14 protein-coding genes are annotated in these 15,913 nt (G+C 73.0%); 7 read left to right on the top strand and 7 right to left on the bottom strand.

Translation table 11 applies throughout. The features are described from left to right. Nucleotides 1-47 precede the first annotated feature (47 nt). From ACH4PU_RS11850 to ACH4PU_RS11840, 3 genes are read right to left on the bottom strand one after another with little or no spacing between them, the layout of a single operon-like run. On the bottom strand, nt 48-542 hold the full coding sequence (locus ACH4PU_RS11850) for a copper chaperone PCu(A)C (protein ID WP_398269725.1): 495 nt from the start codon (nt 540-542) through the stop codon (nt 48-50). Continuing rightward, a complete protein-coding gene (locus ACH4PU_RS11845; protein WP_398269722.1) occupies nt 539-2,842 on the bottom strand; it encodes a heavy metal translocating P-type ATPase in 2,304 nt (767 codons plus the stop codon). The genes ACH4PU_RS11850 and ACH4PU_RS11845 overlap by 4 nt, the downstream gene beginning before the upstream one ends. Next, nucleotides 2,842-3,075, bottom strand: coding sequence for a hypothetical protein (locus tag ACH4PU_RS11840; protein WP_398269719.1), 234 nt, complete (start codon nt 3,073-3,075; stop codon nt 2,842-2,844). Before ACH4PU_RS11840 ends, ACH4PU_RS11845 begins: the two co-directional genes overlap by 1 nt. Before the next feature lie 231 nt (nt 3,076-3,306). On the opposite strand from ACH4PU_RS11840, the gene ACH4PU_RS11835 reads away from it, so the two are divergent. Together ACH4PU_RS11835 and ACH4PU_RS11830 are read left to right on the top strand one after the other, a co-directional pair. Continuing rightward, nucleotides 3,307-4,578, top strand: a complete 1,272-nt coding sequence (locus tag ACH4PU_RS11835; protein ID WP_398269716.1) for a cytochrome P450 — start codon at nt 3,307-3,309, stop codon at nt 4,576-4,578. Then, the gene (locus tag ACH4PU_RS11830) at nt 4,575-5,516 is read left to right on the top strand and encodes an L-tyrosine/L-tryptophan isonitrile synthase family protein (protein ID WP_398269713.1); all 942 of its coding nucleotides are present in this window, start codon (nt 4,575-4,577) and stop codon (nt 5,514-5,516) included. The genes ACH4PU_RS11835 and ACH4PU_RS11830 overlap by 4 nt, the downstream gene beginning before the upstream one ends. Nucleotides 5,517-5,624: 108 nt before the next feature. Here ACH4PU_RS11830 and ACH4PU_RS11825 read toward each other — a convergent pair whose 3' ends face one another. Further along, nucleotides 5,625-6,218, bottom strand: coding sequence for a sigma-70 family RNA polymerase sigma factor (locus ACH4PU_RS11825; RefSeq protein ID WP_004952195.1), 594 nt, complete (start codon nt 6,216-6,218; stop codon nt 5,625-5,627). A 76-nt stretch (nt 6,219-6,294) separates the two neighbouring features. Here ACH4PU_RS11825 and ACH4PU_RS11820 point away from each other — a divergent pair, with 76 nt between their 5' ends. After that, the gene (locus ACH4PU_RS11820) at nt 6,295-6,471 is read left to right on the top strand and encodes a zf-HC2 domain-containing protein (protein ID WP_185945735.1); all 177 of its coding nucleotides are present in this window, start codon (nt 6,295-6,297) and stop codon (nt 6,469-6,471) included. Between the two features lie 235 nt (nt 6,472-6,706). Here the strand turns inward: ACH4PU_RS11820 and ACH4PU_RS11815 are convergent, their stop codons facing one another. Further along, nucleotides 6,707-7,549 (bottom strand): hypothetical protein, encoded by an 843-nt coding sequence (locus ACH4PU_RS11815; RefSeq protein ID WP_398269709.1) that lies wholly within the window; start codon nt 7,547-7,549, stop codon nt 6,707-6,709. Nucleotides 7,550-8,066: 517 nt separating this feature from the next. Here ACH4PU_RS11815 and aceE point away from each other — a divergent pair. After that, nucleotides 8,067-10,721: a pyruvate dehydrogenase (acetyl-transferring), homodimeric type gene (aceE, locus tag ACH4PU_RS11810; RefSeq protein WP_398269706.1), complete on the top strand. Its 2,655-nt coding sequence runs from the start codon at nt 8,067-8,069 to the stop codon at nt 10,719-10,721. Between the two features lie 31 nt (nt 10,722-10,752). Here the strand turns inward: aceE and ACH4PU_RS11805 are convergent, their stop codons facing one another. Continuing rightward, the gene (locus ACH4PU_RS11805; protein WP_398269703.1) at nt 10,753-11,079 is read right to left on the bottom strand and encodes a holin; all 327 of its coding nucleotides are present in this window, start codon (nt 11,077-11,079) and stop codon (nt 10,753-10,755) included. A 150-nt stretch (nt 11,080-11,229) separates the two neighbouring features. On the opposite strand from ACH4PU_RS11805, the gene ACH4PU_RS11800 reads away from it, so the two are divergent. Beyond that, a complete protein-coding gene (locus ACH4PU_RS11800; RefSeq protein WP_398269700.1) occupies nt 11,230-12,753 on the top strand; it encodes an aldehyde dehydrogenase family protein in 1,524 nt (507 codons plus the stop codon). 535 nt (nt 12,754-13,288) lie between these two features. Here ACH4PU_RS11800 and ACH4PU_RS11795 read toward each other — a convergent pair. Next, nucleotides 13,289-13,996 carry a TetR/AcrR family transcriptional regulator gene (locus ACH4PU_RS11795; RefSeq protein WP_398269697.1) on the bottom strand — a complete coding sequence of 236 codons (708 nt, stop codon included), beginning with the start codon at nt 13,994-13,996 and terminating at the stop codon, nt 13,289-13,291. A gap of 239 nt (nt 13,997-14,235) precedes the next feature. On the opposite strand from ACH4PU_RS11795, the gene ACH4PU_RS11790 reads away from it, so the two are divergent. Continuing rightward, nucleotides 14,236-14,823 (top strand): flavodoxin family protein, encoded by a 588-nt coding sequence (locus tag ACH4PU_RS11790; RefSeq protein ID WP_398269694.1) that lies wholly within the window; start codon nt 14,236-14,238, stop codon nt 14,821-14,823. A 51-nt stretch (nt 14,824-14,874) separates the two neighbouring features. Continuing rightward, nucleotides 14,875-15,864 (top strand): aldo/keto reductase, encoded by a 990-nt coding sequence (locus ACH4PU_RS11785; protein ID WP_398269690.1) that lies wholly within the window; start codon nt 14,875-14,877, stop codon nt 15,862-15,864. Nucleotides 15,865-15,913 lie beyond the last annotated feature (49 nt).

Below are 15,913 nucleotides of genomic sequence, written 5' to 3'. Positions count from 1 at the left end.
CCTGCAGGAAGTGGAGAAGGGGCGGGGCCGGGGCCGGCCGGCGCGCGTCAGCCCCGCGGCAGCGCCCCGCTCCCCGCCCGGACCACCTCCGCCTCCACGCGCACCGTCCCGCTCTCGCGGAACCGCAGCACCAGCGGCAGCCGGTCGCCGACGGCGAGCCGCGGCGGGCGGCTGATCATGATGTCGGTGCCGTGCGGGGACATCGCGACGACGTCCCGGGCGGGCACGGTCACCGAGCGGAGCATCCGCATGCTCCCCGCCCCGTCCTTGACGACGGTCCGCGCGAACATGGCGCCGCCCGCCGACGGCGCGGAGACGGACAGGAGCTCGTCGTCCACGTCGCCCTTGTTGGTGAGCCGCACGAACGCGGCCGTGTCGTCGCGGTCGAAGGGCAGCAGCACGCGGGCGTCCTCGGCGACGACCTCGGCCGGCCGGCCGGCCGCGCCGGACGCCGTCCAGGCGCCGAGACCGCCGAGGGTCACCACACAGGCGGCGACGGGGACGAGCGCGGCCTTGGCGGCCTGGGCCACGGGGTTGTTCATGCGACGGCCTTCCGGGGACGGGGAGCGCCCTTGCGGGCGGAAGCGGTCGTACGGACGGGTGCCGGCTGCCAGCCGCGCAGCCGCAGGCTGTTGCCGACGACGAGGAGGGAGCTGACCGACATCGCCGCCGCCGCGACCATCGGGCTGAGCAGCCCCACGGCGGCGAGCGGCACGGTCACCAGGTTGTAGCCGAAGGCCCAGGCGAGGTTGGCGCGCACGGTCAGGGAGGTGCGGCGGGCCAGTCGGACGGCGTCGGCCAGGGCGCCCATGTCCTCGCGGACCAGCGTCACGTCGGCCGCGCCGATGGCCGCGTCGGTGCCGCTGCCCATGGCGATGCCGAGGTCGGCGCCGGCCAGGGCGGCGGTGTCGTTGACGCCGTCACCGATGACGGCGACCCGGTGGCCCTGCTCGCGCAGCGTGCGGACGAGGTCCGCCTTGCCCTCCGGGGTGACCTGGGAGTGCACCTCGGCGATGCCCAGTTCGGCGGCGACGGCCTGGGCGGCGGCCGCGCCGTCGCCGGTGGCCAGCACCGGCCGCAGGCCGAGCCGCTTGAGGTGGTCGACGGCCCGGTAGCTGCCGGCGCGGACGGTGTCGCCCAGGGCGATCACGGCCTCGGCGGTGCCCTCGACCCGGACGGTCACGACCGTCCGGCCGTCCCGCCCGGCGCGCCGCACGGCCTCGCCGAGCGCGTCGGGGAGTCCGTCGGCCTCCGCCCGGACGACCTCGACGCGCTTGCCGTCCACCACGGCCCGGACGCCCACGCCGGCCGTGGCCGTGAACTCCTCGGCGGCGGGCAGCGGACCGTCCGCCTCCGCCAGTCCGTGGGCGTGCACGGCCCGGCCCACCGGGTGCTCGGAACCCGCCTCGGCCGCCGCCGCGTACCGCAGCGCGGCCACCGGACCGCAGCCGCCCTCGCGGGCCGTCACCTCGGTCACCGTCATCGAACCGGTGGTCAGGGTGCCGGTCTTGTCGAGGACGACCGTGTCCACCCGGCGCAGTCCCTCCAGCGCCTGCGGCCCGCTGACCAGGATGCCGAGCCCGGCGCCCCGGCCGGTCGCGGCGAGCAGGGCGGTCGGGGTGGCCAGGCCCAGGGCACACGGGCAGGCGACGACGAGCACGGCGACGGCCGCGGTGATCGCTGCCTGTGGGGACGCGCCGGCGCCCAGCCAGAACCCGAGGACCGTGACGGCGACCGCCAGCACGGCCGGGACGAAGACGCCGGCGATCGCGTCGGCGAGGCGCTGCACCCGGGCCTTGCCCGCCTGCGCGTCCTCCACCAGCCGGGTGATCCGCGCCAGTTGGGTGTCCGCGCCGACGGCCTCCGCCTGTACCTCCAGCAGTCCGCCGGAGTTGACGGCACCGCCGATCACGGCCGTGCCCGGCGCGACGTCGACGGGTGCGCTCTCGCCCGTCACCAGCGACAGGTCCAGGGCCGAACTGCCCGCCACCACCGCCCCGTCGGTGGCGACGCGCTCGCCCGGCCGGACGAGGAAGCGGTCGCCGACCCGCAGTTCGGTGACGGGGATCCGGCGCTCCTCGCCGTCCGCCGTCCGCACGGCGACGTCCTTGGCGGCGAGGGACGCGAGCGCCCGCAGCGCCGAACCGGTGCCGGCCCGGGCCCGGGACTCCAGCAGCCGCCCGGTCAGCACGAACAGCGGGACGGCGACGACCGCTTCGAGGTAGACGTCCGCCGTGCCCGGCATGGCCTCGGGCCACAGCGTGAACGGCATCCGCATGTCCGGGTCGCCGGCACCGCCGAAGAACAGCGCGTAGACGGACCAGGCGTAGGAGGCGAGGACGCCGAGGGAGACGAGGGTGTCCATCGTCGCCGCCGCGCCCCGCAGGCCGCGCAGCGCCTTGGAGTGGAACGGCCAGGCGCCCCACGCGGCGACGGGCGTGGCGAGCGCGAAGCACAGCCACTGCCAGTTGCGGAACTGCAGCCCCGGGGCCATCGACAGCACCAGCACGGGCACCGACAGCACGGCGGTGATCAGCAGCCGGACGAGGGGCGACGACCCGGCGCCGGCCTCCTCTTCCGGGGCTTCCTCCGTCTTCGGCCGGGGCAGCGCGGCGGTGAAACCGAGGCCCTCCACGACCGCCATGAGCTCGTCGGCGGTCACGGCCTCCGGGTGGCTGACGCGGGCCCGGCCGGTGGCCAGGTTGACGCTGGCGGTCACACCGTCCAGCTTGCCGAGCTTCTTCTCGACGCGGTTGACGCACGCGGCGCAGGTCATGCCGCCGACGATGATCTCGGTCTCGGCGGGGGACGCGGTGGAGGGGGTGGCGGTCGTCGCGCTCATCAGTGCCCCATCCCGGGCATGCCGTCCATGCCGCCGCCCCCGCTGCCTCCGCCGCCCTCGCCGTTCTGGCCGGACCCCGGATCGGACGCGCCCCCGCCGCCGGTGCGGTGCATGCCGGGGGAGACGGGACCGGCCGTCGAACCGACGGCGTAGGCGACCCCGAACAGGGCCGCGAGCAGCAGGACGAAGCCGGACAGGAGACTGTACGGACTGAGGGAATGACGTGCGGTCATCGCCGCATCGTGACATGCCGGAGGCCGTCCGCCGCAGCGGAAGGCGCCGGGACGGCACGTGAGGATTGTCCCTTCCGCTTCGGGGAACTCCCCCGGCCGGTCGGCCGACTACCTGGAGATACAGCCCGTCCGGCAGGCACCCGTGGGCGGAAACCCGCACGAACGTACGGGAACTCACCACTCCTCGCACCCGACTTCCTCAGCGATCAAGATTCAGCGAGGAGCCCGCACGTGCCGACCCCCGACCCCATACCCCTCTCCGGCCCCGCCTACAAGCGCGACCCCTACCCCCTCTACGCGCGGATGCGCGAAGCCGGCCCGATCCACCGCGTCGTCTTCCCCAGCGGCGTCACCGCCTGGCTGGTCACCGGGTACGCCGCCGCCCAGCGCACCCTCGCCGACCCCCGGCTGGGCAAGAACCACGCCCTGGGCAACGACCGCTGGCGCGCCCGCGCCTCGATCATGCCGGAGCCCCAGCACTCCCGCCTCCAGGTGCACCTCCTCCACCAGGACCCCCCGAAGCACACCGGCATGCGCCGCCTGATCACGGATGCCTTCGCCCCGCGCCGCGTCGAAGCGCTGCGCCCGCGCCTCCAGGAGCTGGCGGACGAACTCGTGGACGCGCTCCCGGCCGCCGCCGGCCCGCACGACGACGCGGTCGACCTGGTCGAGGCGTTCGCCGCCCGCTTCCCCTTCCTCGTCCTCGCCGAGGCCATCGGCCTGCCCCCGCACCTCGCCGCCCGCTTCCGGCGCGAGTGGGGCGGCGTCGTGGCCCCCGTGGGCCCCACCGACCCCGGCCGCCCCGCCTACGAGGCGCTGCTGCGCGGCCTGGAGGACTACATCGCCGAGGTGGTCGCCGACCGGCGCGCCGCCCCGGACGACGGGCTGCTCAGCCGGCTGGTCGCCGCCCGCGACGCCGGCGAACTCACGCCCGAGGAGCTGGACTCCATGATCTTCCAGCTCCTGGTGGCCGGCCAGGAGCCGGTCACCAACCAGATCACCACCGCCCTCGTCGCCCTCTTCCGCCACCCCGAGGCCCTGGAACGGCTGCGCGCCGAACCCTCCCTGATGCCCGCCGCGGTCGAGGAACTGCTCCGCCTGGACGGCGCGTTCGAGCTCACCACCTGGCGTTTTCTCGCGGAGGACGCCGAGTTGCACGGCACCCGCGTCCCGGCCGGCGACTCCGTGATCGTCTCCCTCTGCGCCGCCAACCGCGACCCCGAGCGCTTCCCCGACCCGGACACCCTCGACCTCGACCGCGCTCAGGGCTCCCACCTCGCCTTCGGACACGGCATCCACTTCTGCCCCGGCGCCGCCCTCGCCCGGATCGAACTCCAGGTCGCCCTCGGCACCTTGCTCGCCCGCCTGCCCGGCCTGCGCCTGGCCGTCCCCGACGGGGAACTGCGCTGGATCCCCGCCGTCCTCGGCCGCGGCACGGCCGCGCTCCCGGTGGCGTACGACGCGCCGCGCTGCCCGTTCGGGCGTGAGGTGACGGCACCGTGACGACCGACATCGCGCCGACGATCACCGACGTCGCGCCGGCGGTCACCGACACCGCCACCGAGGTGCTGCGCCTCCTCCTGCCGTACCACCGGACGGCCGGACCGGTGTCGCACGACCCCGCCGACCACCCCGAGACGCTCCGGCAGATCCGCCGGTTCACGGACGCCGGCGATCCCGTCGTCCTCACCCTCCCCGGCTTCCCCTGCAAGTCGCCCAACCCCGCCAAGGTGCTGGGACACCTCCCCGACGAAGGGGAACGGCTGTCCCTGACCTTCCTCGACCGGCTCTGCGCCCGCGTCGGAGAGGTGTACGCGCCCGGCGCCCGGATCGTCATCTGCTCGGACGGGCACATCTTCGGCGACGTCATCCACGTCCCCGACGAGCACATCGACGCGTACGGCGACGCCCTGCGCGCCATGATCGACGCCGAGGGGCTGCGGCACCTCGACACCTTCGACCTGCGCGCGGTGCACGGGGACGCCGACCACGACACCAAGCGGCGCCTGGTGACCGAGGCGTACGCGCCGTCCGTGGACGACCTGCGCGCCCTGGTCCGCACCGATGACGAGACCGCCCGGCTCTACCGGGGCATCACCCGCTTCCTCTTCGAGGACACCGCGGACTTCCCCGGCAGCCGGTCGGCCCTCCAGCGTGACTGCCGGGCCCGCGCGTACGAGGTGATCGCCCGGAGCCGGGCCTGGGGCGAGCTCATCGCGGAGCACTTTCCACGGCAGGTGCGGCTGTCCATCCATCCGCAGCCGGCGGGGGCGGAGAAGTTCGGGATCCGGCTGCTGGAGACGGGGGACGCGTGGGCTACGCCGTGGCACACGGTGCTTTTGCTTCAGGAGGGCGCTGCGCGGTTGGTGCGGCGGGAGGAGGCTGAGCGGGTCGGGCGGCTGATCGTGCGAGACGGCAGGCCGAGCCACTTCGTGGGGTGAGCCCCGGTCCCTCCCCCAGAGGGGACACCCCCATTTTGCGGGGGCGAGCCCCCCTACCTCCAGCGCCGGACGGGCCGAGTGGTCGGCCCGCCCGGCGCTCGCGTCATATCAGGCGGCCCCCGCCCCCGCCAGCACCGGCATCCTCGCCGTGCTCTCCCGTTCCGCCGTCTCCAGCTGGTCGATCAGCGCCTCCCGCGCCCGGGCCACCCGTGAGCGGACGGTGCCGATCGGGCAGCCCGCGACCAGTGCCGCCTCCGCGTACGGCAGGCCGAGGAGCTGGGTCAGGACGAACGCCTCGCGGCGCTCGTAGGGCAGCCGGTCGAGCAGCTGCGACAGGGCGACGCCCTCGTCGAAGCCGGGCAGGACGGCGGACTGGGTGCGTTCCGCCGCCGACTGCCAGTCGTCGGTGTCCGAGAGCCGGGGCCGGGCCGCGAGGAAGCGGAGCCGGTCCACGACCGTGCGCCGGGCGATGGAGAGCAGCCAGGTGCGGGCGGAGGACCGCCCTTCGAAGCGCGGCAGCGAGCGCAGGGCGCGCAGGTACGTCTCCTGTACCAGGTCGTCCGCGCCCTGCGGGTCGTTGCTCAGCCGGGCCACGTACCGGCGGACGTCGGTCTGCGTGGCGCGGATGAACCGTTCCACCGCGTCGGCGTCGCCGCCGCGGGCGGCCAGCGCCCAGGCCGTCACCGTCTCGTCGTCACGCACGGCGGCCTCCCGCGCGGCGGCCTCCCGCGTGGGGGGCGGTGGAGCGGCGCGGGCCGGCGCCGGGGACGATGGCCGGGTGCATTGCAGCGACGTACGTACCGCCCTGTCCGCCCGCATCGACGGCGAGGCGCCCCCGCCGGGCGTCACCGGCGTGGCGCTGGAGACGCATGTGCGGGGCTGTGCGGACTGCCACCGGTGGGGCGAACGCGCCCGCCGGCTGAAGGTGCTGGCCGCGCGGCTCGGAGTCGGCTGAGCGGTTCCCGTCCGGCGCGGCGGCCGAGGGGGGGACGTGCCGGCGCGGCGCGTCCTGGTTGCGGGCAGGGGTCATTGCCCGGGGTCCTTCCTGGAATCCGGGCGTCCGGCCGCGGGGGCGGCGGACGGCCCGGGAACGTGTCACGGCCTGTCCGGCGGCCGTCGGCGGAAGCACCCCGAGAAGCACTCCGAGGGGTCCGCGCGGGGCTACCGGGCGGACACGGGTGGTCGGGGGTTCAGCGGCCGACGGCGAGGGCGGCGGGTGGACCCCTGGTGATCAGGGCGTACGCGTAGAGCAGGCGGCGCAGCCGCTGGGCGGCGCGGCCCAGGCCGGCGCGGACGCGCGGGGGGCGCGGGCCGGGGGCCGGGTCGCGGAAGAGGAGGAGCAGCGGCGCGAACAGGCGGGCGCCCACGGCCCGTCCGAGCCGGAAGGCGGCCTGTTCGCCGCCGGACAGCCAGAGACCGCAGACCAGGGCGACGAGCACGTGCGCGGACCACATGCCGACGGGTCCGTGGAGGCCGTGGAGGCCCAGCATGTCCATGTGCATGCCGCTCATGTCGTGCATGCCGTTCATGTCGTGCATGCCGTTCATGCCGCCCGTGCCGTGCGTGGCGTTCATGCCGGACGACGGAATACCGCCCATGGACATGCCGGACATGCCGCCCGTCCCCATGCCGTCCAACGCCCCGGCACCCCCGTCGAGGGCCGTCGTCGGGACGGGCCCGCAGGTCAGCCGGGAGAGGAAGCTCGGGGACTGCGGCGCGCCGGAGCCATGGCCCGCGGCGCCCCCCACGCGGCTTCCCGCCTCGGAGACGTACTGGGCCAGCGTGAAGAAGAAGTGCAGGGCCGTCTGCGCGCCGACGGTGGCGAGGGTGATCAGCAGCGGTCCGCGCTCGCGTCCGGCGAGGAACCAGGCGCAGCCGCCCGTGCCGGACAGCGCGGCGGCGATCGCCCACCACGGGACGTCGGTCCCGGACATGAGCGCGTGGCCGAGCGCGGCGAGCAGCACGCAGACCGCCGCGAACATCGCGGCCCGCAGTGCGCGCGGTGCCTGCCCCGCCTGCTGTGCTGCACTCATGACGTGCACATCGTTGCACCCGCGCCGCGCGGCGCGACGGCGGGGTGCGCATGTTCGCGCGTCCGGCCCCTTCTTCCGCCGCCCCTGCCGTGCTCCCGCCACTCCCCCGTCGCGTCCGTCCCCCTGCCCCTGCCGGGGCGCGGCTCCGCCCCGTACCGTCCGCCCGGCGGTACGGGGCGGCGGGCCGCCGGCTCGGGGGGAAGACCGGCAGTCCGGTCCCGTCGCGCCAGTGGGACTCGCACGCACAGTGTCGCCCGGCGCGCGGACGGTACGGAACGTGTGCGGGGGCCGGTTTGGGGTGCGCGGATCACACCCCGTGTGAAGGGAGGGCTTCCGGTTGCCGGTCCGGCACGCCCGATCCTGAAAAATGATCGATCATCGATCATTACTCGCCAGTAACCGTTGACCGGTCACACATCGCACACCTAGCGTCGACAGGCGGCGGAAAACACATTCCGCTGATCGGAACACGCCTCCCGGCCGCAGCGCACCGGGAAACGCGAAGGGGGGATCACCCATGTCCCAGCTCGACCAGCTGCCCGACCACGACCCGGCCGAGGTCGCCGAGTGGCTGGAGTCCCTGGACTCCGCCGTACGGGCCGGCGGGCCACACCGGGCCGCCTACCTGCTGCGGCGGATGACCGAGCACGCCGCACGCACCGGCGTGGACCTCCCTCCGCTCACCCAGACCCCGTACGTCAACACCGTCCCCACCGCCGACGAACCGGAGCACCCCGGGGACGAGGACCTGGAACGCCGCATCACCGCCTGGAACCGGTGGAACGCCGCCGCCATGGTGAGCCGCGGCAACCACCGCGCCGGGCTCGGCGGCCACATCGCGACCTACGCCTCCGCCGCCTGGCTCTACGAGACGGGCTTCCAGCACTTCTTCCGCGGCAAGGAGGCCGACGGCAGCGGGGACCAGCTCTTCCTCCAGGGCCACGCCTCCCCCGGCGTCTACGCCCGCGCCTTCCTGGAGGGCCGGATCGGCGCGGACCGGCTCGACCGGTTCCGCCAGGAGGCGGGCGGCGACGGCCTGCCGTCGTATCCGCACCCGCGCCGGCTGCCCTGGTTCTGGGAGTTCCCCACGGTGTCCATGGGACTGGGCCCGCTCTCCGCGGTCTACCAGGCGCGCTTCAACCGCTATCTGGAGCATCGGGGCATCAAGGACACCTCGCGGTCCCGGGTGTGGGCGTTCCTCGGCGACGGCGAGATGGACGAGCCCGAGTCGACCGCCGCGCTCACCCTCGCCGCTCGCGAACGCCTGGACAACCTCACCTTCGTCGTCAACTGCAACCTCCAGCGCCTCGACGGTCCCGTCCGCCCCAACTTCAAGATCGTGCAGGAGCTGGAGGCGCAGTTCCGGGCGGCGGGCTGGAACGTCGTCAAGGCCCTGTGGGGCTCCGCGTGGGACGGCGCCCTCGCCCGCGACACCACCGGCGCGCTCGTCCGCAGGCTGGGCGAGGTCCCGGACGCCCAGTTCCAGACCTACGCCACCCGGGACGCCGGCTACGTCCGCGACCACTTCTTCGGCACCGACCCGGCGCTGCGCGCGCTCGGCGCCGGGATGGCGGACACGGAGTTGCTGGAGCTGTTCGGCTCGTCGCGCGCGGGACACGAGCCGCGCAAGGTGTACGCCGCGTACCGGGCCGCCGTCGAGCACCGGGGCGCGCCGAGCGTCGTCCTGATCCAGACGGTCAAGGGGCACACGCTCGGCCCCGGCTTCGCGTCCCGGAACGCCAACCACCAGATGAAGAAGCTGACGGGCAAGGAGTTCCGCGCCCTGCGGGACCTGCTCGGCCTGCCCATCCCCGACCGCGAGCTGGACGGCGACGTGCCGCCGTACGGCCACCCGGGCGAGGACTCCCCCGAGGTCCGCTACCTGCGCGAGCGCCGCGCGGCGCTGGGCGGCCCGGCCCCGGCCCGCCGGGTGACCGCAGTGGCACTGCCGGAACCGGGGCCCAAGCCGTTCGAGGCCCTGGCGAAGGGCTCGGGGAACCAGGAGATCGCCACCACGATGGCGTTCGTCCGGCTGGTCAAGGACCTGATGCGGGAGGACGGGACCGGCCGGCGCTGGGTCCCGGTGGTGCCGGACGAGGCCCGCACCTTCGGCATGGAGTCCCTGTTCCCTTCGGCGGGCCTCTACTCGCCGTCCGGGCAGACCTACGACCCCGTCGACCGCGACCAGCTCCTGTACTACCGGGAGGCGCGGGACGGCCAGATCCTCAACGAGGGGATCACGGAGGCGGGTTCGCTGGCCTCCTTCACGGCCGCCGCCACCTCGTACGCGACGCACGGCGAGCCGATGATCCCGTTCTACATCTTCTACTCGATGTTCGGCTGGCAGCGCACCGCCGACCAGTTCTGGTCACTGGCCGACCAGTTGGGACGCGGTTTCGTCATCGGCGCGACCGCCGGGCGCACCACGATGACCGGCGAGGGCCTCCAGCACGCCGACGGGCACTCCCACCTCATCGCCTCCACCAACCCGGCGGCCGTCGCCTACGACCCGGCGTTCGCCTACGAGGTGGCGGTGATCGTACGCGACGGCCTGCGGCGGATGTTCGGACCGGAAGCGGAAGACGTCTTCTACTACCTGACCGTCTACAACGAGCCCAAGGTCCAGCCGCCGATGCCGCCCGGGGTGGAGGAGGGCATCCTCAAGGGCCTCTACCGCTACCGGGAGGCGGGCGGACTGCCCGCCGACGCTCCCCGGTTGCAGCTGCTGTCCTCCGGCACGGCCGTCCACTGGGCCCTGGACGCCCAGCGGCTGCTCGCCGACGAGTGGGGCGTGGCCGCCGACGTCTGGTCCGCGCCGTCCTGGACGGAGCTGCGCCGCGACGCCCTGTCCTGCGACGCGGCCCGGCTGCGGGGCGAGGAACGGGTCCCGTACGTCACGCGGGCGCTGCGGGGCGCCCCGGGACCGGTGGTGGCGGTCAGCGACTGGATGCGGGCGGTTCCCGACCAGATCGCGCCCTGGGTCGAGCAGGACTGGACGTCCCTCGGCACGGACGGTTTCGGCCTCTCCGACACCCGCGAGGCGGCCCGCCGGCACTTCGGCGTCGACCCGGGGTCGATCGCGGTGGCCGCGCTGGAGGCGCTGGCGCGCCGGGGCGAGGTGAAGCCGGAGACCGTACGGGAGGCGGCGGCACGGTACGGGACGGCCGGCTGAGGCGCGGGGGCCAACCGCCTCCCGGTGCGGCCTACTTGGCGGGAGGACCGGCCTGGCTTACCGCCGCGCCTCCCTCCCCGGCTTCCCCTGCCTTCCCGGCCGTCCCTCTCTTCCCGGCGGCGGACCGCTTGCGCCGCCGCCGGCTCGGCAGCCAGGCCACGCTGTCGTCGTCGCCGACGTACCGTCCGAGCGCTCCCTTGATCACCGAGAGGGCGGCGGGCAGGGCCGCGATGGCGGCGGCCTTGAGCGCGGAGACGTCGGTCAGGTCGAACCCGTCGGCGATGAGCAGGCCGAGAAAGGTGGTCAGGTAGGCGGCGATGGTGCGCTCGGCTATGTCGGCGAGCACCTTCTTGTTCATGGGGTCCGTCCGTCTCTTTCGTCTTTTTCCGCGGGGGTCTGATGATGTGTACACCACACCATCGGGGCCTACCGCAAGCCGTCCGTGGGTAGCGATCCGGCGTCGCCGCCCGTGACGGCACGGGCGGCCGTGTCCAAGGAGGTGGGCCGCATGGCCCGTTACGCGTCCCCCGGCTCCCCCGACGCCGTCGTCTCGTACCGTCCGCGTTACGACCACTGGATCGGCGGCGAGTACCGTCCCCCCGCCCGGGGCGGCTACTTCGAGAACCCGACGCCGGTGAACGGCGAGCCCTTCACCGAGGTCGCGCGCGGCACCGCCGAGGACGTCGAGCGCGCCCTGGACGCCGCCCACGCCGCGGCCCCCGCCTGGGGCCGCACGGCACCGGCCGAGCGCGCGGCGGTCCTGCTCCGCATCGCGGACCGCATGGAGGAGCACCTGGAGGCGCTCGCCGTCGCGGAGTCGTGGGAGAACGGCAAGCCCGTCCGCGAGACGCTCGCCGCCGACATACCGCTGGCCGTCGACCACTTCCGCTACTTCGCGGGCGCGTTACGCGCTCAGGAGGGCGGCCTGTCCCAGCTGGACGAGGACACCGTCGCCTACCACTTCCACGAGCCGCTGGGCGTGGTCGCCCAGATCATCCCGTGGAACTTCCCGCTCCTGATGGCCGCGTGGAAACTGGCCCCGGCCCTCGCCGCCGGCAACGCGGTCGTCCTGAAGCCGGCCGAGCAGACGCCGGCGTCGATCCACGTCTGGCTGGACCTGATAGCCGACCTCCTGCCGCCGGGCGTGCTGAACGTCGTGAACGGCTTCGGGGTGGAAGCCGGCAAACCCCTGGCGTCCAGCCCGCGCGTAGCCAAGATCGCCTTCACGGGCGAGACCACGACCGGCCGCCTGATCATGCAGTACGCCTCGGAGAACCTGCGCCCGGTCACCCTCGAACTGGGCGGCAAGAGCCCCAACATCTTCTTCGACGACGTCTCGGCCGCCGACGACGACTTCCGCGACAAGGCCCTCGAGGGCTTCACGATGTTCGCCCTCAACCAGGGCGAGGTCTGCACCTGTCCGTCCCGCGCCCTGATCCAGCGCGGCCACTACGCGGACTTCCTCGCCGCCGGCATCGCCCGCGCCGAGGCGATCGTCCCGGGCCACCCGCTGGACACGGACACCATGATCGGCGCCCAGGCGTCCAACGACCAACTGGAGAAGATCCTCTCCTACTTCGACATCGGCCGGCAGGAGGGCGCCCGCGTCCTCACCGGCGGCCACCGCCTCGACCCGGGCGGCGACCTCAAGGGCGGCTACTACGTCGAACCCACCATCTTCGAGGGCACCAACCGCATGCGCGTCTTCCAGGAGGAGATCTTCGGCCCCGTCGTCGCCGTCACCCCCTTCACCGACTTCGACGACGCCATGGCCCTCGCCAACGACACCCTCTACGGCCTCGGCGCCGGCGTCTGGACCCGCGACGGCACCACCGCCTACCGCGCCGGCCGCGCCCTCCAGGCCGGCCGCGTCTGGACCAACTGCTACCACCAGTACCCGGCCGCGGCCGCCTTCGGCGGCTACAAACAGTCGGGCATCGGCCGCGAGGGCCACCGGATGGCCCTGGACCACTACCAGCAGACGAAGAACCTGTTGGTGTCGTACTCGGCGAAGAAGCTCGGCTTCTTCTAGACGCACGAAAAAGGGCGCCTGACCTGGGCTTTCACCCGTCAGACGCCTTCCTCGGAGCGTTAACCCGGCGGGGCCGGGATTGCGCGGTAACTCCCAGTTTCTCCCACGCCTATCCCGTCCCTGACCAGCTGTTCCGGTCTATTTCCGGTCCAGGCCGGACCAGATCACCCTGCGGAGGCCCCACCCTTGCTGACGCGGTCCCACTCCTGCATGGCCCCCGACTCCCAGCTCTGTCCCCAGAGGCAAAGTGGATGTTGTCGCGGTCGACGCCGTGGCGGAGCAGTGCGTCGATCTGATGATCGGGGTTCTGGTCGGCCGTCGATGTGCAGCAGTAGCCGATGAGCATGTGTCAGATTCTCTCGGCTGGACCGTTCACCGACGTTGATTCTCGACGCGAGTTGCCGACCCTGCTCACCTGCGGGTTCGCGATCACGGGGTCGAGTGTCGACATACGGTCGTTTGCCGACACGCACATCGAGTTCTGGACGGCCGGCGTAACCGACTACGCCCACCGCCTGCAGAGTAGGCGGCCCCTTCAGTCTGCCAACTGCTGTAGCCATTCGCGCAGCAGAGCCGTCTCCGTGTCTCGCAGAGGTACCCCGGTGCTGAGGGCGGTTTCAAGTGCGGCATCGAGGGCGAGTGCGTGCGAGGCCAGGTCGGACCCGGATGAGGCGGGCGAGTCCGTGGTGACCGAGGCCATGACGGTGTCCCGCAGCCGCGCCGAAGTGGTCAGGTCCCGCTGCGAGGGCTCTTCGCCGATCAGCGCCAGCGTGGCACCCGTCGTCGCCGCATGGATGACGCGGGTCGCCTGCTCCACCGGAACCCGGAGGCGCCCGGCCTCAGCCGCCCGGCCTAGCAGCCTCACCAGCAGGGCGTGCGCCTCGTCCGCGGCCGGGGGCCGGTGCCCGGGCCGCGCAGTGCCATACATGAGCACGTAAAACGCGGGGTGCCGCAGTCCGAAGTCGACGTGCAGGTCCCAGCCGCGGTAGAGGTCGGTCACTGGGTCGTCCGGGGTCAGCGCCAGTGCCTCCCGTTTCTCGGCCAGGTACATCCCGAACCCGTAGGCGGCCAGCTCGGCCAGGAGTCCGTCCTTGTCGTCGAACATCCGGTAGAGCGCGGGGGCCGTGATGCCCGCGGCTGCGGCGACCGCGCGCGTGGAGACCGCTTCGCTGCCGCCCTCCTCCAAAAGCTTGGCGGCCACCTGCAGTACCTGGCGTCGCGCGGCGCGTCGTCCCTCGTTCATGGAACAACGATATCCCATATTGCGTATCGCCGCCTTATCGGTGTTACTGTTCAAAGCGGAACGACGATCCATGCTGATGGTGGTCGGCGCCGGCCCGCGACACCTGGGCATGCCCCGCACCCCGGCCCGGGACGTCGGTCCCCACTCGTAGAGCAGTGCGGCCGACCGCCGCACCGGGCAGCTCATCGTCTGCCGGCACACCACCGAACACACCGCATCGCGGCAGGATAGGAACACCCGTGTCCGATATCTCGATCGTCATCGCGTCGCATTCCGGCTACGGCCACACCGCGCAGATTGCCACTGCCGTCGCCGACGGCGCGCGCTCCATCGGCGGGACGCACGTCCACCGCGTGGACGTCGCCTCCCTCAGCGACGCCGACTGGGACCTGATGGACGCCGCGGACGCCATCATCTTCGGTACCCCCACCTACATGGGCACCGCGTCGGGGGCGTTCCACGCCTTCGCCGAGGCCACCAGCAAGCGGTGGATGACCCGCGCCTGGAGCGACAAGCTCGCGGCGGGATTCACCAACTCCGGCTCCATGAGCGGCGACAAACTGCACACCCTGCAGTACTTGGCGCTCCTGGCGGCCCAGCACGGAATGCTCTGGGTGAGCCTGAACCTCCTGCCGGGCTGGAACACCACCACATCCAGCCCCCAGGACGACAACCGCCTCGGCTTCTACCTCGGCGCCGGCGCACAGAGCTTCAACGACACCCCCGCCGTCCACGACGCAGACCTCAACACCGCCCGCCACCTCGGCCGGCGCGTCGCCGAGCACACCCGCATCCACCGCGCCGGACTGACCGCCGCAGCGCACTGACACAACGGTTCGCCAGAAATTGCCTTCTAGTTTCTTTCCGAGGAGTGAGTCATGCAGCACCGGACACTCGGAAGGCAGGGCCTTGAGGTCTCGACGATCGGCTACGGCGCGATGGGCCTGACGATGGCCTACGGACCCACCGACGAGGAGGCCGGCGTCGCCGCCCTCCGCCGCGCACACGACCTGGGCGTCACCTTCTTCGACACCGCCGAGATGTACGGCTGGGGCACCGGATCCAACGAGATCCTCGTCGGAAAGGCAGTCAGGGACTTCCGCGACGACGTGGTCCTGGCCACCAAGTTCGGCGTCGACATGTCGGTACCGCCCGAGCAGATCGGCGGCCCTCTCAACAGCCGGCCCGACAACATCCGCAAGGTCGCCGACAACAGCCTGCGCTACCTCGGCGTGGACCACATCGACGTCTTCTATCAGCACCGCGTCGACCCCGAGGTGCCCATCGAGGAGGTCGCAGGCACCGTCAAAGAACTGATCGACGCGGGCTGGGTGAAGTACTTCGGTCTCAGCGAGGCCGGGCCCGAGACGATCCGCAGGGCGCACGCCGTGCAGCCGGTCTCCGTCCTGCAGACCGAGTACTCCCTGTTCGAACGGGACGTCGAGCAGCTTTTCCCCACCCTGGACGAACTCGGCATCGGCTTCGTCGCCTACTCCCCCCTCGGCCGCGGGTTCATCACCGGCGCCGCCAAGCCCGCCGGCCAGTACGAAGCCACGGACATCCGCAACGTCGACCCGCGCTGGCAGCCGGGCAATTTCGAGAAGAACATCGAAGCCGTCGACCGGCTCGCCGAGCTCGCGGCGGCCAAGGGTGCCACCGTCTCCCAGCTGGCCCTGGCCTGGCTCCTGACCCGGGGCGAGCACGTCGTGCCGATCCCCGGCACCCGCAGCCCGAAGCGCATCCAGGAAAACGTCGGCGCCGCCGACCTCACCCTCACCGACACCGACCTCAAGGCCATCGACGAGATCCTGCCTCAGGGAGGCTTCGGCGCCCGCTACGCCGAGGGGCACGTGCCCACCTGGATCTGAGACCACCCTGGGACAGATGCACTCGGACACCGACGGCGGCACACGGGCC

Source organism: Streptomyces sp. NPDC021100 (assembly GCF_044333095.1).
Classification (GTDB): Bacteria; Actinomycetota; Actinomycetes; order Streptomycetales; family Streptomycetaceae; genus Streptomyces.
This window is presented reverse-complemented; position numbering and strand designations above follow the sequence as displayed.